We start from the raw sequence: 15137 nt of genomic DNA, 5'->3' as shown, positions 1-15137 counted from the left end.
GCAAGACTGGGGGCGGACCAGCCCGACTTAGCCCGCCAGGAGGCCGACATGACTCCGCAGGACCGCGCCGCTTCCCGGGGCAACCGGGTCACCGAGCTCTTGGAAATCGGGGTTCCCGTGGTCCTTGGCCCCTTTGGCGGCGTCTCCTCCGTGCAGCTCACCGCAGCAGTGAGCGACGGCGGCGGGCTGGGTTCCTACGGCCTCTACGGTTACGACGGCGCCGCGATCCAACGTACGGCGGCGGACCTTCGAGCCGCCACGGCCAGGCCGTTCGCCCTCAATCTCTGGATCCCCACGGGCACCGAGGCCGCAGCGGTGCCGCAGGCCGACTTTGACCGCTATGTGGACGCCCTCCGGCCCTACTTCGAGGAGCTCGACCTACCACTGCCGAAGACGCCGACGCGGTACCTTCCCGACTATGGCGAACAGGTGGAGGCCACGCTGGAAGCCCGGCCCGCCGTCGTCAGCTTTGTGTTCGGCGTCCCTGCACCCGAGGTCGTGGAGGAAGCCCACCGCCGCGGCATCAAGGTGCTCGGCACCGCCACCACCGCCGAGGAGGCGGTAGCGCTGCAGGAGGGCGGCGTGGACGCCATCGTCGCCAGCGGGATGGAATCCGGAGGCCATCGCGTCTCCTTCCTGAGACCGGCGGAAGAATCCCTCGTGGGAACCTTCGCCCTCGTCCCCCAGGTGGCGGATGCCGTGGCTGTGCCGGTCATCGCTGCCGGGGGAATCGCAGACAGGCGCGGTTTTGCCGCTGCCCTGGCGCTCGGCGCCGACGCCGTGCAGGTGGGCACGGCGTTCCTGGCCACCCGCGAGTCGGCCGCCGTCCCCGCCTACCGCTCGCTACTCCACAGCGCCGCCGCCGGCCATACCGTCCTCACCCGTGCGCTGAGCGGCAGGCTGGCCCGAGGCATCCCCAACAGGATCACGACGGACCTTGCCGGCGCCGGGCCCGTTGCCCCGTTCCCGGTGCAGAATTGGCTGACAGGCCGCTTCCGGCCAGAGGCGGCCGTCCGCGGAAATACGGAGTTGATGTCCCTTTGGGCGGGGCAGGCCGCCCCCTTGATTCGATACGACACTGCCGCGGACGTCCTGGCCGAACTGCTCGCCGGCCTGCCGGATTAGTCGCCCACACCCTTTCCATCCGGCGAGGCTGGTGCCCCGAATCACCGATAGAATCTGGACGGCCGGAAGCCCGGCCTGATCCGCAGTTTTACCGCCATCAGCGCCACTGCGCCGCGCCGGGAAAGGAGTATCCGTGCCCACGCACCCACGGACGCCTTTCCACTTTTTCCGTGCCTCCGCCGTGGCTATCGGAATCCTCACATTGGCGGCCGGCGCCCACGTTGCCGGTGGCGCCCAACTGCCAGCCCCCGGGATCATGCTGGCGGTGCTGGCCCTCACTGCGCTGGTAAGCACCGCCGCCACGCGGTTGCGGCTGGCCTTTCCTGCGATGGCAGCGCTGCTTGGTGCAGGGCAGGTTGTGTTGCACGAGCTGTTCACGATGTCCGGCCCCCCGGTCCTGACCGCAGCACCGGGGCTCTCACATGGCGACCATCAGCACGGCGGGGGCATGACGGTCCCGGCGGAACTTGCTGCCCTGGCCGGGCACCTGAACCCCGCGGACCCCGGTTCCGCACCCGTGATGCTCGCTGCCCACGCTATGGCGACGCTCGGCTGCGCCCTCCTGTTGGCCAAGGGTGAGGCCGCCCTCTGGGCCCTCGCCGCCTGGCTTCGTCCGCTTGGCTCCCTCCCTTGGGCGGTAGCGCCCGACTCCGTTGCCCCCGTTGCCGCAGCCTTCCCGCCCGTCGCCGCGCCCGGGTGCCCGTGGCGCAACCTCAAACAGGACAACCGACGCGGCCCGCCTTCCGCCGTCGTTATGTCGTCCTAACCCGCAGCGGGTTTCCTTCCGGCTGCGGGCCTTCATACTTCCCGCACCCCGGTTCCGGGCGTGCGGCAGAAAGGCAACCATGAACACCCCATTCCTTCGCCGTTCCCTGACCGCCGCCGCAACTGCCGGCGGCGCCGCGGCGCTGCTGCTCGCCGCCGCGGGCGGCGCCTCGGCCCATGTCGGCGTCACGCCGGACAAGACCTCCGCCAACTCCTACGCCCTGCTGACCTTCGGCATTCCGCATGGCTGCGACCAGTCCGGCACCACAAAGGTGGCCATCACCTTGCCCCAGGAACTGAACGACGCCCAGCCCACCGTCAACCCCAACTGGACGGTGGAAAAAGTCACCGAGCAACTGCCGGAGGCCAAAAAGCTTGCGGACGGCACGTCCATCACCAAGCGCACCAGCCAGATCGTTTACACCGCCAAGGCGCCCCTTGCCCACGAACTCCGCGACGCACTGGTCCTGTCCGTAAAACTCCCCGACGCAGCCGGGACAACCCTGCATTTCCCCACCCTCCAGACGTGCGAGACCGGCCGGACGGACTGGTCGCAGATTGCAGAGGATGGCGAGGACCCACATTCACTCGAGGCGCCGGCTCCGTCCGTCACCGTCACGGAGGCAGCCAGCGCTGACGGCCACGGGGAGGGCGGGGCCAGCCCGGCATCGCACTCCACGGAGCAGGCCATCACCGACAGTGGAGCCGGGGCCCGCAGCTGGGCAGGGCTGGGGGCAGGCATCGGGGGCCTGGCCCTGGGTGGGGCAGCCCTGCTCCGCAGCGGTGTCCGCCGGAAGGCTACAGACAGCACCCACGCCAAGTAATTCGATGCATTTGGTGCCCGGATCATCACGATCCGGGCATCAAATGCGCACCGGGGACGCCACGTCGTTGACGCGGGCAACGGCTGCCGCGAAGGTGGTGCCATGAGGTCTCAGAAAATCTTCCAAGGGATAGCCATGTCGACGGCGGCCGCAGCGGCTGCCCTGATGCTCACCGCGTGCGGCCCCAGTGAGCCACCAACGCAAACGCAAACGACGACGGCCCCGGCAGCCAGGGCCACCAGCTCAGCCGGCTCACCCAGCCCGGAGGCGTCCTCCGCGTCGCCCGCCACGTCCGCTGCGCCGTCGTCCGCTGCCCCCGCCGCACCCGCGCCGGTGACTCCCGCGCTCTGCAAAGCGGCGGCGCTCTCCGCGGCCACGGACGCATCCGGGGGCGGTGCCGCCGGCAGCGTCTACATGAAGCTCAACCTGACCAACACCGGATCTGAACCCTGCCTCCTTAGGGGCTTTCCCGGAGTGTCCCTGGCCGCGGACAACGCCGGCGCGCCCATCGGCGCGCCCGCTACCCGCGATGGCTCTGCTCCCGTTGCCGATGTCCTCCTGGCGCCAGGCCAGACCGGCTCCGCAGTGCTGCGCTACACCCAGGCCGGAAACTACATGGACTGCGCCATGGTGGACGCCGCAGGCTACCGGATCTATCCGCCCGAGGACACCGCTTCCCTGTTCCTGCCGCAGCCCACCAAAGCGTGCAGCAATGCCGACATCACACTGCTGAGCATCGGCGCATTCCAGCCGGCCTAGGGCCTTTTCCCCACTTTCCTCAACAGTCTCAGCAAACAACTGCAGCCGGTCCGGCAAGATGCCGGCCGCCTGCAGTTGTTATGTCCGCCGCCAGGCTTGCTACTGATCCCTGGTCCGCTGGTTCCTGCTTGTTGACTGTGGTTGCTAGTGCGCCGTGGTGGTGCGTCCGGCACGGGCAGTACCGCGGGAAAGGGCGAGGCCCAGGCCCAGCATGCCAATGCCCAGGACGAAGTGCAGCCAGTTGTCCGCCATATTGACGGGGACGAAGTTGGCGGCAGTGTCCAGGCCGATCAGGAGGCCGTACAGCCACAGCACCAGGTAGATGGCGCCACCTATCACCAGGTAGTTCTTGGACTGAGCAGCACTGCGGGCCATGGCAATGCCGGCCACGCCGAACAGCAGGTGGACTATGTTGTGCAGCACTGATACCTGGAAAATACCCAGCAGCATGGCCTGGGATTCATGCCCAGCAAGCCCCATGGTCTCGTAGTTGCTGGTGATTCCGGGGATGAATCCCAGGACGCCCACCAGAAGGAAGACCGCTCCCACGGCAAGGGCTGCCTTTTGTATGTTGGTCCGGCCTACGGTGCGACCGTCGCTCATGCTTGTCATGATTTCTCCTGCTCTTTGTCGTTAACGTTCACATCATGGCTGCCGGGCTGTGCCTGACCATAGACTTAAACCCCGACAAAGTAAGTATACTTAGCAAATGCGCGACCGATAGGTCAGGGTCTATAACAGACCCATCACAAAACGGCCCCACCAGCGCATTTAGACCGGAGGCAGGTTGAGTTCATGACGTCGATTTGGTTGGACCGCACTGACACGTTCACTTCTGATCCGTTCGAGCCCGACAGCAAATACGACACGGTAGTGGCCGGCGCCGGACTGACCGGACTGGTCACTGCCCTGCTGTTGGCACGCTCCGGGCAGAAGGTACTGGTCCTGGAGGCACGGTTCCCCGGAGCCGTGACTACCGGCAACACCACCGCCAAGGTGACGTTGCTCCAGGGCACCTTCCTGGCCCAGCTTGCGCGCCAGTATTCGCAGAAACAGGTGCAGGCGTACGTGGACGCCAACCGTGAAGGCCAGGCATGGCTGCTGCGCTACCTTGACGAACACCGGGTTCCCTACCAGCGCCGGGATGCCTACACCTATGCGGCCACCGCACAGGGCACGGAGAAACTGCGGGAGGAGGTCAGTGCCGGCACCACCGCCGGGCTGGACATGGAGTATGTACGCGACGCCGGACTCCCGTTCGCCGTGCACGGCGCCGTCCGGCTCCCCGGCCAGGCCCAGATCAACCCGGTGCAGGTCCTGGACACCCTGATGGAAGACATCCGAAGCCGCGGCGGCACAATCGTCAGCGGTGTCCGGCTCCGGGACGTGACCGGGGACGCCCCCTCCGCCGTCAAAACGAACCGCGGCAGTGTGCGTGCGGACAGGGTGGTGCTCGCCACCGGCATTCCGGTCCTGGACCGCGGCCTGTATTTCGCGAAGCTGAAGCCAAGCCGCTCCTATGCGGCAGCGCTTGAGCTGCCGGAAGGCCAAGCCCCCCCGCCCGGGATGTACATCTCGGTGGAGCAGCCCACCCACTCGCTGCGCGACTATGAGGTGGACGGCAAGAGGCTGCTGCTCGTGGGCGGCCACGGGCACCACGTGGGCCGGACGCAATCGGAAAAGGCCCATCTCGCCGGCCTGCTCGACTGGGCCGGCCAGCACTACCCCGGAGCGGTAACCACCCACACCTGGTCCGCCCAGGACTACCTTCCCACCAACCTCATGCCCTTCTTCGGCAAGCTCCCCAGGGGCAAGGGACAGATCTATTTCGGCACCGGCTACAACAAGTGGGGCATGACCAATGCGGTTGCCGCAGCGGTGGGGATCTCCGCGGACATCCTGGGCGGCCAGGTGCCGTGGGCGGACACCATCCATCACCGCGTCACCTCCCCCTCCGGGGCCTTGTCCGCCGTCGCCCTCAACGCCGGAGTGGCCGCCAAGCTCGCGTCCGGCTGGGGCAAAATGGCTGCTGAAGGAGTGGCCACCGAAGGCGGCAAGGCGCTGAAAAAGGGCAAGGAACAAGCTGCGCCCCAACCAGCGCCGGTGGTTCCCGCCGAAGGCCGGGGCGAGGTCTACCGCGAGGGAACGCGGCCCGTGGCGGTCTCCACTTTGGAGGGCACCACCTGCAGGCTGTCAGCCGTCTGCACGCACATGGGTGGCATCGTGCACTGGAATGACAGTGAACAGAGCTGGGACTGCCCCCTGCACGGCTCCCGCTTCACCAGCGACGGCAAGCTCCTGGAGGGCCCCGCCACCAAGGACCTTCCGCAGGCCGGGAAGGCTTGAGCAAAGGTTCCGCAGGCTCCGGCTCCCCTGTCGGTGCCTTGGGGCATGATGGAGGCATGAACCAGGAACAGCCCGCCGCGGGCGGCAGGCATTCCGTTGCGGCCATACCCATGGGCCAGTTCAGCATGCCCACGCGTGACTGGTTCCTTGGCGCCTTTTCGGAACCCACACCCGCCCAGACAGGGGCCTGGAACGCCATCTCCTCAGGCTCGCACGCCCTGGTGGTCGCTCCCACCGGTTCCGGTAAAACCCTGGCCGCCTTCCTTTGGGCGCTGGACCGCCTTCTCTCCGCTGCCGCGGCACATCCGGAACCGGTCGCAGCCGAACCTGCGGTTTCCGCTGCCGGCCCACAGGCCGGGGCAAAAGGCCGGCGTCTCCGGGCTCCCAGGAGGAAAACCCGCGTCCTCTACATCTCACCGCTGAAGGCGCTGGGCGTGGACGTGGAACGGAACCTTCGCTCCCCGCTGATCGGCATCACGCAGACCGCCAAACGGCTGGGGCTCCCGGCGCCCCTCATCACCGTGGGCGTCAGGACCGGGGACACCACGACGGCGGACCGGCGGGCACTGCTCAGCAACCCGCCGGACGTCCTTATCACCACGCCGGAGTCACTGTTCCTGATGCTCACTTCCAGGGCCCGCGAGACCCTCACCGAAGTGGACACCATCATCATCGACGAGGTCCATGCCGTGGCCGGAACCAAGCGCGGCGCCCACCTCGCAGTCTCCCTTGAACGGCTGGACGCCCTGCTGCCCAAACCCGCCCAGCGGATCGGACTCTCCGCCACCGTGGAACCCCGGGAACTCGTGGCACAGTTCCTCGCGGGCTCGGCTCCGGTGGAGATTGTCGCTCCGCCGGCGAAGAAGAACTGGGACCTGACGGTGTCGGTACCCGTGGAGGACATGTCCGACCTCCAGGGCGCGGCCGGCGCGTTCGACTCCGGGCCTGCGTCCGGACTCCAGCCGCAGGCATCCATCTGGCCACATGTGGAGGAGAAGATTGTTGACCTGGTACTGGCCAACCAGTCCACCATCGTCTTTGCCAACTCCCGAAGGTTGTCCGAACGGCTGACAGCGCGCCTCAATGAGATCTACGCCGAACGCCAGCTGGTGGCCGTCGGTGGCGGCTGGGACGATGCAGGTCCGGGAGGGCTGGAAGACGAGGGTGCGTCCCGGCCCGGCGTCCCGCCGTCGGGCGTCCCCGCCTCCACTGCCACCCCGGCGCACATGATGGCGCAGGCGGGGAGGTCGGCGGGAGCTGATCCGGTGCTCGCCCGCGCCCACCACGGTTCCGTCTCAAAGGACCAGCGGGCACTCATCGAGGACGACCTCAAATCCGGCCGGCTGCGGTGCGTGGTGGCCACGTCCTCACTGGAGCTAGGCATCGACATGGGCGCCGTTGACCTGGTGGTACAGGTCGAGTCACCGCCATCCGTGGCCAGCGGGCTGCAGCGGGTGGGCCGCGCCGGCCACCAGGTGGGCGAAATCTCCCAGGGCGTCCTGTTCCCGAAGCACCGAGCCGACCTGGTCCACACCGCCATCACTGTGGAACGGATGCTCGGCGGCAGGATCGAGCGGCTGAGCATCCCCGCCAACCCACTGGATATCCTGGCCCAGCAGACTGTTGCCGCCACCGCCCTGGGGAGCATCGACGTCGAGGAATGGTTCTCGACGGTGCGCCGCTCCGCACCCTTCGTTTCCCTCCCCCGTTCAGCGTTCGAGGCAACCCTTGATTTGCTGGCGGGCCGCTACCCGTCCGACGAATTCGCCGAGCTCCGCCCCCGGATCATCTGGGACCGCAACGCCGGCACCATCGAAGGGCGGCCCGGTGCCCAGCGCCTCGCCGTCACCTCCGGCGGCACCATCCCGGACCGCGGCCTGTTTGGGGTCTACATCATCGGGACAGAGGTGGAAGGTTCGGCTTCGCCTTCTGCCGACGGCAAGCCTGCGCCAGCTCCCAAGGGAGGCCGGCGGGTGGGCGAACTGGACGAGGAGATGGTCTACGAGTCCCGGGTGGGGGACGTCTTTGCCCTCGGCGCCACCAGCTGGAAGATCGAGGACATCACCCATGACCGGGTGCTGGTGTCCCCCGCATTCGGCCAGCCCGGCAAACTCCCCTTCTGGAAGGGCGATTCGCTGGGCCGGCCGGTGGACCTGGGCCGTGCCCTTGGCGCGTTCGTCCGAGAGCTGTCCGCGTCCGATGCCGGACCCGCCGCGGAACGCTGCAAAGCCAGCGGCCTCGATGACTACGCCGCCAACAACCTGATCCAGTACCTGTCAGAACAAAAGCAGGCCACCGAGGTGGTCCCCAGCGACACCACGCTGGTGGTTGAGCGGTTCCACGATGAACTGGGCGACTGGCGCGTCATCCTGCACAGCCCGTTCGGCATGCCGGTGCATGCTCCGTGGGCCCTCGCCGTTGGACAGCGGCTGCACCAGCGGTACGGGCTGGACGGCTCGGCCATGGCCGCCGATGACGGCATCGTCCTTCGCGTTCCCATGATGGAGGACGAACCGCCCGGCGCTGAGCTGTTCCTCTTCGATCCCGAGGAACTTGAGCAGATTGTCACCGCGGAAGTGGGCGGCAGCGCCCTGTTCGCATCGCGGTTCCGCGAATGTGCCGCCCGCGCCCTTTTGTTGCCGCGCCAGACCCCCGGCAAGCGGCAGCCCCTCTGGCAGCAGCGGCAGCGGTCGGCCCAGTTGCTGGACGTCGCGCGGAAGTACCCCACGTTCCCCATCGTGCTGGAAACCGTCCGGGAATGCCTGCAGGACGTCTACGACCTCCCGGCATTGAAGGACATCGCAGCCTCAGTGGAACGGCGGGAGCTGCGGATCGTGGAGACCACCACGTCACAGCCGTCACCGTTCGCCAAGTCCCTCCTGTTCGGCTACGTAGCCCAGTTCCTGTACGAGGGCGATTCCCCGCTGGCCGAACGGCGGGCCGCAGCCCTGGCCTTGGATTCCACGCTCCTCAACGAACTGCTGGGGCGCGTTGAACTGCGGGAGCTCCTGGATGCCAAGGTCATAGAGGCCACGGAACGGGAGCTGCAGCGGCTGGTCCCGGACCGCCGGGCGCGGGGCCTCGAAGGCGTAGCCGACCTGTTGCGGCTGCTCGGTCCGCTGGCGCCGGAGGAGGCCGGTGCTCGGCTTCAAGGGGAGGCCGGGGAAGCGGACGCGCCGGCCGGTGTTGAGCTGGCCACAGCCCACTTGCTCGCGCTGCAGCGGGCCAACCGGGCCATCAAGGTCAATATTGGCGGAGTGGAGCGCTTCGCCGCCGTGGAGGACGCCGCCCGGCTCCGGGATGCCCTCGGCGTGCCTCTGCCCATGGGTGTGCCGCTGGCCTTTATCGAGCCTGTGGCCGATCCCCTGGGAGACCTCGTTTCCCGTTATGCCCGGACCCACGGCCCATTTACCGCAGGCGAGGCAGCAGCACGGCTTGGGCTCGGCGTGGCGGTGGTGGGCACAGCCCTGAAGCGGTTCGCCGCGGACGGACGGGTGGTGGAGGGTGAGTTCCGCCCCCATGTGACCGCCCCGGAATACGCCGCCGGCCCCGCTGACGTCCATGCGCCGGGAGAAGCCCACCCGGCAGATGGGGCGCCGGCAGAACCCCCGCAGGCCGAGGCGGCTGACGTGGCCGGCCCACCGCCGGCAACACCGGAGCTTCCCCACACTGCTGTCAGCGAATGGTGCGATGCCGAGGTGCTGCGGAAGCTCCGCCGTCGTTCGCTGGCTGCCCTGCGCGCGGAAGTTGAACCGGTGGACGCCGCTGCCTACGGCCGTTTCCTGCCTGCCTGGCAGCACGTCCGGGTTCCTGGCAGCGGCCGGGGGCAGCCGTCGCTGCGTGGACTGGACGGCATCGTCACCGCCATCGACCAGCTCTCCGGCGTACCAGTTCCCGCGTCAGCCTGGGAACCGCTCATCCTGGCCAGCCGGGTGTCCAACTACCAGCCGGCCATGCTGGATGAGCTGATGGCTGCCGGCGAGGTTCTGTGGTCCGGGGCCGGAGCCCTGCCGGGGAACGACGGCTGGATCAGCCTGCACCTGGCCGATTCAGCCGGGCTGACGCTGAACCCGGCGCCGGATTACCAGCCGGGCGACGCCGGGCAGCGACTGCTGGACCACCTGCGGAACAACGGCGGCGGCTATTTCTTCCGCCAGCTGACGGACGTCGCCGGCGGCATGGATACTGTACTCAGCGACCAGGAAGTGGTGACGGCGCTGTGGGAGCTGGCGTGGGCCGGCCGCATCACCGGTGACACGTTCGCCCCCGTCCGGGCGCTGATAGCAGGCGGGCATACGGCACACCGCCAGGTGGCCCGCGCACCGCGCGCCAGGGCACCGCGACTGAGCAGGCTGGGCCGCTCCCACGGCACCGGGCTGCTGGGTTCGGCCGGCATTGCCGGCGGCCGCTATGGCACCTCCGGTGCCGGGGCTATTCCTCCCATGGCCGCCGGACGCTGGTCTGCGCTGCCGGAACCGGAACTGGACGCCACCATCCACGCACGGGCCACCGCCGAACTCCTGCTGGACCGGTACGGCGTGGTCACCAGGGGTTCCGTGATGGCGGAGCAGATCCTGGGCGGCTTTGGCCTGATGTACAAGGTGCTGGCCAGGCTCGAGGAAGCAGGACGCTGCCGCCGGGGCTACTTCATCGAACACCTCGGGGCAGCCCAGTTCGCCGTACCCGCCACTGTGGACCGGCTGCGCTCCTACGCCGAGGACACGCAACTCGCCAAGCCGGATCCCGTTGCCCTCGCACTTGCAGCCACAGATCCAGCCAACCCTTACGGCGCCGCCCTTCCCTGGCCCGCCCTGCAGGACGACGCCGGCACCGGGCACCGTCCCGGACGAAAGGCCGGGGCGCTGGTTGTCCTGGTGGACGGGGCACTGGTCCTCTACGTGGAGCGGGGCGGGAAGACACTGCTGGCTTTCAGCGAGGACGAAGCCGTCCTGGCTGCAGCGGGCGCGGCGTTGGTGGGCGTCGTGACACGCGGGGCGGTAGACAAGCTCATCATGGAGAAAGTCAACGGGCACGGCATCCTGGACACTTCCGTGGCGGCCGCCCTCAGCTCCGCCGGAGCCTACTCCACCCCGAAGGGGTTGCGGATCCGTGCCTGAGGGGGATTCCGTCTGGCGTGCGGCAAACCAGCTGCACCAGGCCCTGGCGGGGCAGGTCCTGCTCGCCTCCGATTTCCGCGTTCCACGGTTCGCCACGTTGAACCTGGCCGGCTGGACCATCATCGAGGTGGTGCCCCGCGGCAAGCACCTCCTGATGCGGGTGGCGGGGCCCGGTGACAAGAGACTCACCATCCACTCGCATTTGAAGATGGAGGGAACCTGGCAGGTCTATCCGCCGGGAGGCAAGTGGCGCAAGCCCGGCTACACCGCACGGTGCGTGCTGCGCACCAAAGCTGCGGACGCCGTCGGATTTTCCCTGGGTCTCCTGGAAGTCGTGGCCACAGCGGATGAGGACTCCATTGTGGGGTTCCTTGGCCCGGATCTTCTGGGCCCGGACTGGGACCCGGATGAGGCCGAACGCCGGGTCAGGGCTGCGCCGGAAATTCCCGTCGGCGTGGCCCTCCTGGACCAGCGCAACCTCGCCGGCATCGGCAACATCTACCGGTGCGAGGCGTGCTTCCTCTCCGGCGTGCATCCCGCCACGCCTGTATCCGATGTCGCGGACCTGGGGACCATGATGACCGACGCCAAGCAGTTACTGGAGGTCAATCTGGGTCCCGGCCGCCGCGTCACCATCCTGAACGCCCGCGGGATGCCGGTGGGCAGGATGGCCGGGCGCCCCGGATACTGGGTCTACCGGCGGGAGCACCAGCCATGCCTGAAATGCGGGACGCCGATCCGCCGCGGCCTGTTGGGCAGGCACAACGGCGAGGAAGAACGGGACATTTACTTCTGCCCGCAGTGCCAGCCGGTTCCGTCCTGATCCTGCCTGTCCCAACTCCGCGTCCACGACGTCGGGTCATGGAACCGGCGCGGGAGCTTTCCCGGCAGGCCGCGGAACGGCGGTGGGAACCATAAACCATGGCAGCAGCAGCTGGACCAAGGGTCCGATGGCCAGCGCGTAGACAACGGTTCCTACGCCCACCAAACCGCCCAACAGCCAGCCGATGGCAAGGACGGAGATCTCGATGAGGGTGCGGGACAAGCGGACCGACCAACCCGTGCGCCGCGCCAGCCCGGTCATCAGTCCGTCCCGCGCTCCCGGTCCGAAGCGGGCACCGATGTAGCAGGCCGAGGCGACGCCGTTCAGCAGGACCGCCCCGGCAAGCATCCCAAACTGGGCGACCGGATGGGACACGGCCGGGATCAGGGCCAACCCGACATCCGCAAACACGCCCACCAGGACGGCATTGCACAAGGTTCCGAAACCCGGCCGTTGCCGCAGCGGGATCCACAAGAGCAGCACCAGGAAGCTCACAATGATCACCACCGCACCGATGCTCAGGCCCGTCCGGTTGGCAACTCCCTGATGGAAGACGTCCCATGGATCCAGTCCCAGGCCGGCCCGGATGAACAGGGCCAGGGAAATGCCGTACATGGCAAGGCCGGAGAAGAGCTGGATCAGTCTGCGGGTCATCATGGAAACAACTGTTCCATGCAACTGGCATTGAATTGAATAGCCAGTTTGAGATACTGGCTCTATGCCCTCCTCCCTGAACACCGCAGGCTTGAACGCAGCAGCGATGTCCCGCCTCCTCGGGGCATGGAACACCGGGGCGGCTCCTGCCTACCGTGAACTGGCGGACGTGGTGCGCCTCCTCATCCTGGACGGCCGGCTGCCTCTTGAAACCGCCGTACCCAGCGAGCGCGCCCTTTCTGAAGCCCTTGGCATCAGCCGGACCACTGTGACCGCCGCTTATGCCAGCCTCCGCGAACAGGGCTTCCTCAGCAGCGGACAGGGCAGCCGCGGCAGGACACGCATTCCCGAACTCACCCCTTCCGGACCGGCGCTCCTGGGCCCGGCACCACCAAGGGGGCTCCAGTCCATGACCGCTCCCGGGCTTGCCGCCCCGGAGGGCCTGATTGACCTTGCGTACTCGGCCCTCCCGGCCAGCGGCGAGGTTGTGCACCGGGCCTTCGCTGCAGCACTCACCGAACTTCCTGCGCTGCTGCCGGGCTTCGGATACGACGCCATCGGCCTGCTGCCCCTGCGCGAGGCGATCGCGGACCGTTATACAGCGGAAGGAGTGCCAACCCACCCTGGGCAAATCATGGTCACCTCCGGAGCCCAGCATGCGCTGACCATCGTAATCCGCACCCTGGCGGACCGGCAGGACCGGGTCCTCGTGGAGCACCCCAGCTACCCCAACGCGCTGGATGCCATCAGGGCAGCCAGGTGCCGTCCCGTTCCTGTCGCCTTCGCGGCGGCGGGCTGGGACCTGCCGGCCCTGGAGGCGACCCTGGCCCAGCAACGCCCCCGGATGGCCTACGTGGTGCCGGACTTCCACAACCCCACCGGCATGGCCATGCCCGACTCCCAGCGACGACGGCTGGCACGTGCCGCGGCAGCGGCGGGAACGGTGCTGGTGGTGGATGAGACCCTGAGGGATTTGAACCTCGACGGCGTCGCCACCACTCCGGTAGCAGGTTTCAGTTCCGCCGTGGTCACCATCGGCTCGCTCAGCAAATCACACTGGGGTGGTCTCCGGACCGGGTGGATCCGGGCTTCGGAAGGGATGATCCAGCGGTTTGCCGCGGTACGGACCACCCTGGACCTGGGCGGCCCGATGATGGAACAGCTTGCCGCCGCCCACCTGGTCCGGGCACTGGAGGAGCCGTTGCCCGCCCGGCTGCAGGCGTTGCGCGACAACCGGGCAGCCCTGCTTGAGCTGCTTCGGGAACATCTGCCGGAGTGGACAACCACCCGGCCCGCAGGTGGCCTCTCGGTCTGGTGCCGCCTGCCCGCGCCGTCAAGCACGGCCCTGACCGTCATCGCCCCTGATTATGGCATCAGGCTTGCGGCAGGACCGCGGTTCGGGATCGGCGGCGCCTTTGAACGCAACCTCCGCCTGCCGTTTACCCTGCCGCCCGGGCAGCTCGAGGCAGCGGTGCTGGCGCTGCGCGCAGCCCAGGACCGGCTCGATGCCGCCCCCCAGCTCCGGCGCACCCTCAAGAATGCGCCCGCCGTCGCCATCGCGTAAAGCTTTCACGGGGCGCCGGGATATGGCCGAATCCGGGCTGAACCAATTTCCGGAGTCCGGGTCCCGATCGGATCCGGCAGGCAATGCGCCCCCGGTAGAATGGACCGGTGATGCAATCCCCCCTCCCTGTACGCGACGGCGTCAACGCCACCCGCCTGCGCCTCCCCGGAGAGGGCCCGTGGGATACGGCGATGGACTACATGATGCACCGCTGGGGGCACATCGATCCGCAGGGCATCGAGGACAGGTTTGACGCCGGCGAGATCGTGGGTGAGGGCGGTATTCGGCTTGACCGCAGCACTCCCCTGCAGGACCACACCTTCATTTGGTACTACCGCACGCTGCCACCGGAGACGCGGATTCCCGTGGACATCAGCATCCTCCACCAGGACGGGCATCTGCTGGTGGTGGACAAGCCCCACTTCCTGCCCACCACTCCGGGCGGCACCTACATCCAGGAGTCTGCCCTGGTACGGCTGCGGAACCAGTTCGGCCTGCCGGACCTCATTCCCATGCACCGGCTGGACCGCATGACAGCCGGGGTGCTCCTCTTTTCCACCAACCCGCAGACGCGCGGAAAATACCAGGTGCTCTTCGAAAAGCGGCAGGTCCAGAAGGAGTACGAGTGCGTATCGGCGGCCGAACCCGCACCCGGGCATCCCGCCGTCGAGTTCCCGGTGGTGGTGCGCAACCGGATGACCAAGTCCCGCAGCTATCTGCTCGCGGAGGTGACCGCAGGCGAGCCCAACGCCGAAACCCGGATTGAGCGGCTGGAAACGTTCGACGGCGGCGCTGCCGCGGGTGCCCCAGGCAGGGCCGGCGGTGGCCGGCTTGCCCGGTACCGCCTGGAGCCGCATACCGGCAAGACGCACCAACTGCGGGTGCACATGGCGTCCCTGGGACTGGGCATCCTCAATGACGCCTTCTACCCGGACCTGCTGGACAAGGCCCCGGACGACTACGCCAGGCCCCTGCAGCTCCTGGCCCGCGGCATCCGTTTCATGGATCCCATTTCCGGACAACCGGTGGAGTACCGCAGCAGCCTGGAACTCAGCGAGGCGTCCCGGGCCCCCTGAGCGCGGACTGCGGATCGCCTGAAATCAAAGGCCGTCCGGCCTGCGAGAAAAACCCGGAAGCCCGCCCGGCGAAAGTGCGGTAAC

Annotated in this window: 11 protein-coding genes; 9 read left to right on the top strand and 2 right to left on the bottom strand. The window is 68.1% G+C overall.

The features are described 5' to 3' along the window. Window positions 1-48 precede the first annotated feature (48 nt). From NXY83_RS03945 to NXY83_RS03930, 4 genes are all read left to right on the top strand, one after another. Entirely contained in the window at window positions 49-1125 is a 1077-nt protein-coding gene (locus NXY83_RS03945; RefSeq protein WP_258804792.1) for an NAD(P)H-dependent flavin oxidoreductase, read from the top strand. 133 nt (window positions 1126-1258) lie between these two features. Then, the gene (locus NXY83_RS03940) at window positions 1259-1891 is read left to right on the top strand and encodes a hypothetical protein (RefSeq protein ID WP_258804791.1); all 633 of its coding nucleotides are present in this window, start codon (window positions 1259-1261) and stop codon (window positions 1889-1891) included. Between the two features lie 79 nt (window positions 1892-1970). Beyond that, window positions 1971-2714 carry a YcnI family protein gene (locus NXY83_RS03935; protein WP_258804790.1) on the top strand — a complete coding sequence of 248 codons (744 nt, stop codon included), beginning with the start codon at window positions 1971-1973 and terminating at the stop codon, window positions 2712-2714. 102 nt (window positions 2715-2816) lie between these two features. Next, entirely contained in the window at window positions 2817-3473 is a 657-nt protein-coding gene (locus NXY83_RS03930) for a DUF4232 domain-containing protein (RefSeq protein ID WP_258804789.1), read from the top strand. 144 nt (window positions 3474-3617) lie between these two features. Here the strand turns inward: NXY83_RS03930 and NXY83_RS03925 are convergent, their stop codons facing one another. Beyond that, window positions 3618-4085 carry a DUF4383 domain-containing protein gene (locus tag NXY83_RS03925; protein ID WP_258804788.1) on the bottom strand — a complete coding sequence of 156 codons (468 nt, stop codon included), beginning with the start codon at window positions 4083-4085 and terminating at the stop codon, window positions 3618-3620. Window positions 4086-4268: 183 nt separating this feature from the next. Here NXY83_RS03925 and NXY83_RS03920 point away from each other — a divergent pair, with 183 nt between their 5' ends. The 3 genes from NXY83_RS03920 to NXY83_RS03910 are packed head-to-tail and all read left to right on the top strand — an operon-like array spanning window position 4269 to window position 11759. Beyond that, complete coding sequence (locus tag NXY83_RS03920) at window positions 4269-5819, top strand: FAD-dependent oxidoreductase (protein WP_258804787.1); 1551 nt, start codon at window positions 4269-4271, stop codon at window positions 5817-5819. Window positions 5820-5875: 56 nt separating this feature from the next. Next, complete coding sequence (locus tag NXY83_RS03915) at window positions 5876-10936, top strand: ATP-dependent helicase (RefSeq protein WP_258804786.1); 5061 nt, start codon at window positions 5876-5878, stop codon at window positions 10934-10936. Beyond that, on the top strand, window positions 10929-11759 hold the full coding sequence (locus NXY83_RS03910; protein ID WP_258804785.1) for an Fpg/Nei family DNA glycosylase: 831 nt from the start codon (window positions 10929-10931) through the stop codon (window positions 11757-11759). The genes NXY83_RS03915 and NXY83_RS03910 overlap by 8 nt, the downstream gene beginning before the upstream one ends. Window positions 11760-11795: 36 nt before the next feature. Here NXY83_RS03910 and NXY83_RS03905 read toward each other — a convergent pair whose 3' ends face one another. Next, complete coding sequence (locus NXY83_RS03905; protein ID WP_258804784.1) at window positions 11796-12416, bottom strand: YczE/YyaS/YitT family protein; 621 nt, start codon at window positions 12414-12416, stop codon at window positions 11796-11798. Window positions 12417-12477: 61 nt separating this feature from the next. Between NXY83_RS03905 and NXY83_RS03900 the strand changes: the two genes are divergently transcribed. Further along, a complete protein-coding gene (locus NXY83_RS03900; RefSeq protein ID WP_258804783.1) occupies window positions 12478-13977 on the top strand; it encodes a PLP-dependent aminotransferase family protein in 1500 nt (499 codons plus the stop codon). 110 nt (window positions 13978-14087) lie between these two features. After that, on the top strand, window positions 14088-15053 hold the full coding sequence (locus NXY83_RS03895; protein ID WP_258806058.1) for an RluA family pseudouridine synthase: 966 nt from the start codon (window positions 14088-14090) through the stop codon (window positions 15051-15053). Window positions 15054-15137: the final 84 nt, after the last annotated feature.

It is taken from the genome of Pseudarthrobacter sp. NS4, from assembly GCF_024758005.1.
Taxonomy (GTDB): Bacteria; Actinomycetota; Actinomycetes; order Actinomycetales; family Micrococcaceae; genus Arthrobacter.
The sequence above is the reverse complement of the archived record's forward strand: the minus strand, read 5'-3'. Positions and strand labels throughout refer to the sequence as shown.

What these genes read in the sequence shown, in the direction of transcription:
- NXY83_RS03945 (WP_258804792.1), top strand. Translation starts at nt 49, where the DNA reads ATGACTCCGCAGGACCGCGCCGCTTCCCGGGGCAACCGGGTCACCGAG.
- NXY83_RS03935 (WP_258804790.1), top strand. Translation starts at nt 1,971, where the DNA reads ATGAACACCCCATTCCTTCGCCGTTCCCTGACCGCCGCCGCAACTGCC.
- NXY83_RS03930 (WP_258804789.1), top strand. Translation starts at nt 2,817, where the DNA reads ATGAGGTCTCAGAAAATCTTCCAAGGGATAGCCATGTCGACGGCGGCC.
- NXY83_RS03925 (WP_258804788.1), bottom strand. Translation starts at nt 4,085, where the DNA reads ATGACAAGCATGAGCGACGGTCGCACCGTAGGCCGGACCAACATACAA.
- NXY83_RS03920 (WP_258804787.1), top strand. Translation starts at nt 4,269, where the DNA reads ATGACGTCGATTTGGTTGGACCGCACTGACACGTTCACTTCTGATCCG.
- NXY83_RS03915 (WP_258804786.1), top strand. Translation starts at nt 5,876, where the DNA reads ATGAACCAGGAACAGCCCGCCGCGGGCGGCAGGCATTCCGTTGCGGCC.
- NXY83_RS03905 (WP_258804784.1), bottom strand. Translation starts at nt 12,416, where the DNA reads ATGATGACCCGCAGACTGATCCAGCTCTTCTCCGGCCTTGCCATGTAC.
- NXY83_RS03900 (WP_258804783.1), top strand. Translation starts at nt 12,478, where the DNA reads ATGCCCTCCTCCCTGAACACCGCAGGCTTGAACGCAGCAGCGATGTCC.
- NXY83_RS03895 (WP_258806058.1), top strand. Translation starts at nt 14,088, where the DNA reads ATGCAATCCCCCCTCCCTGTACGCGACGGCGTCAACGCCACCCGCCTG.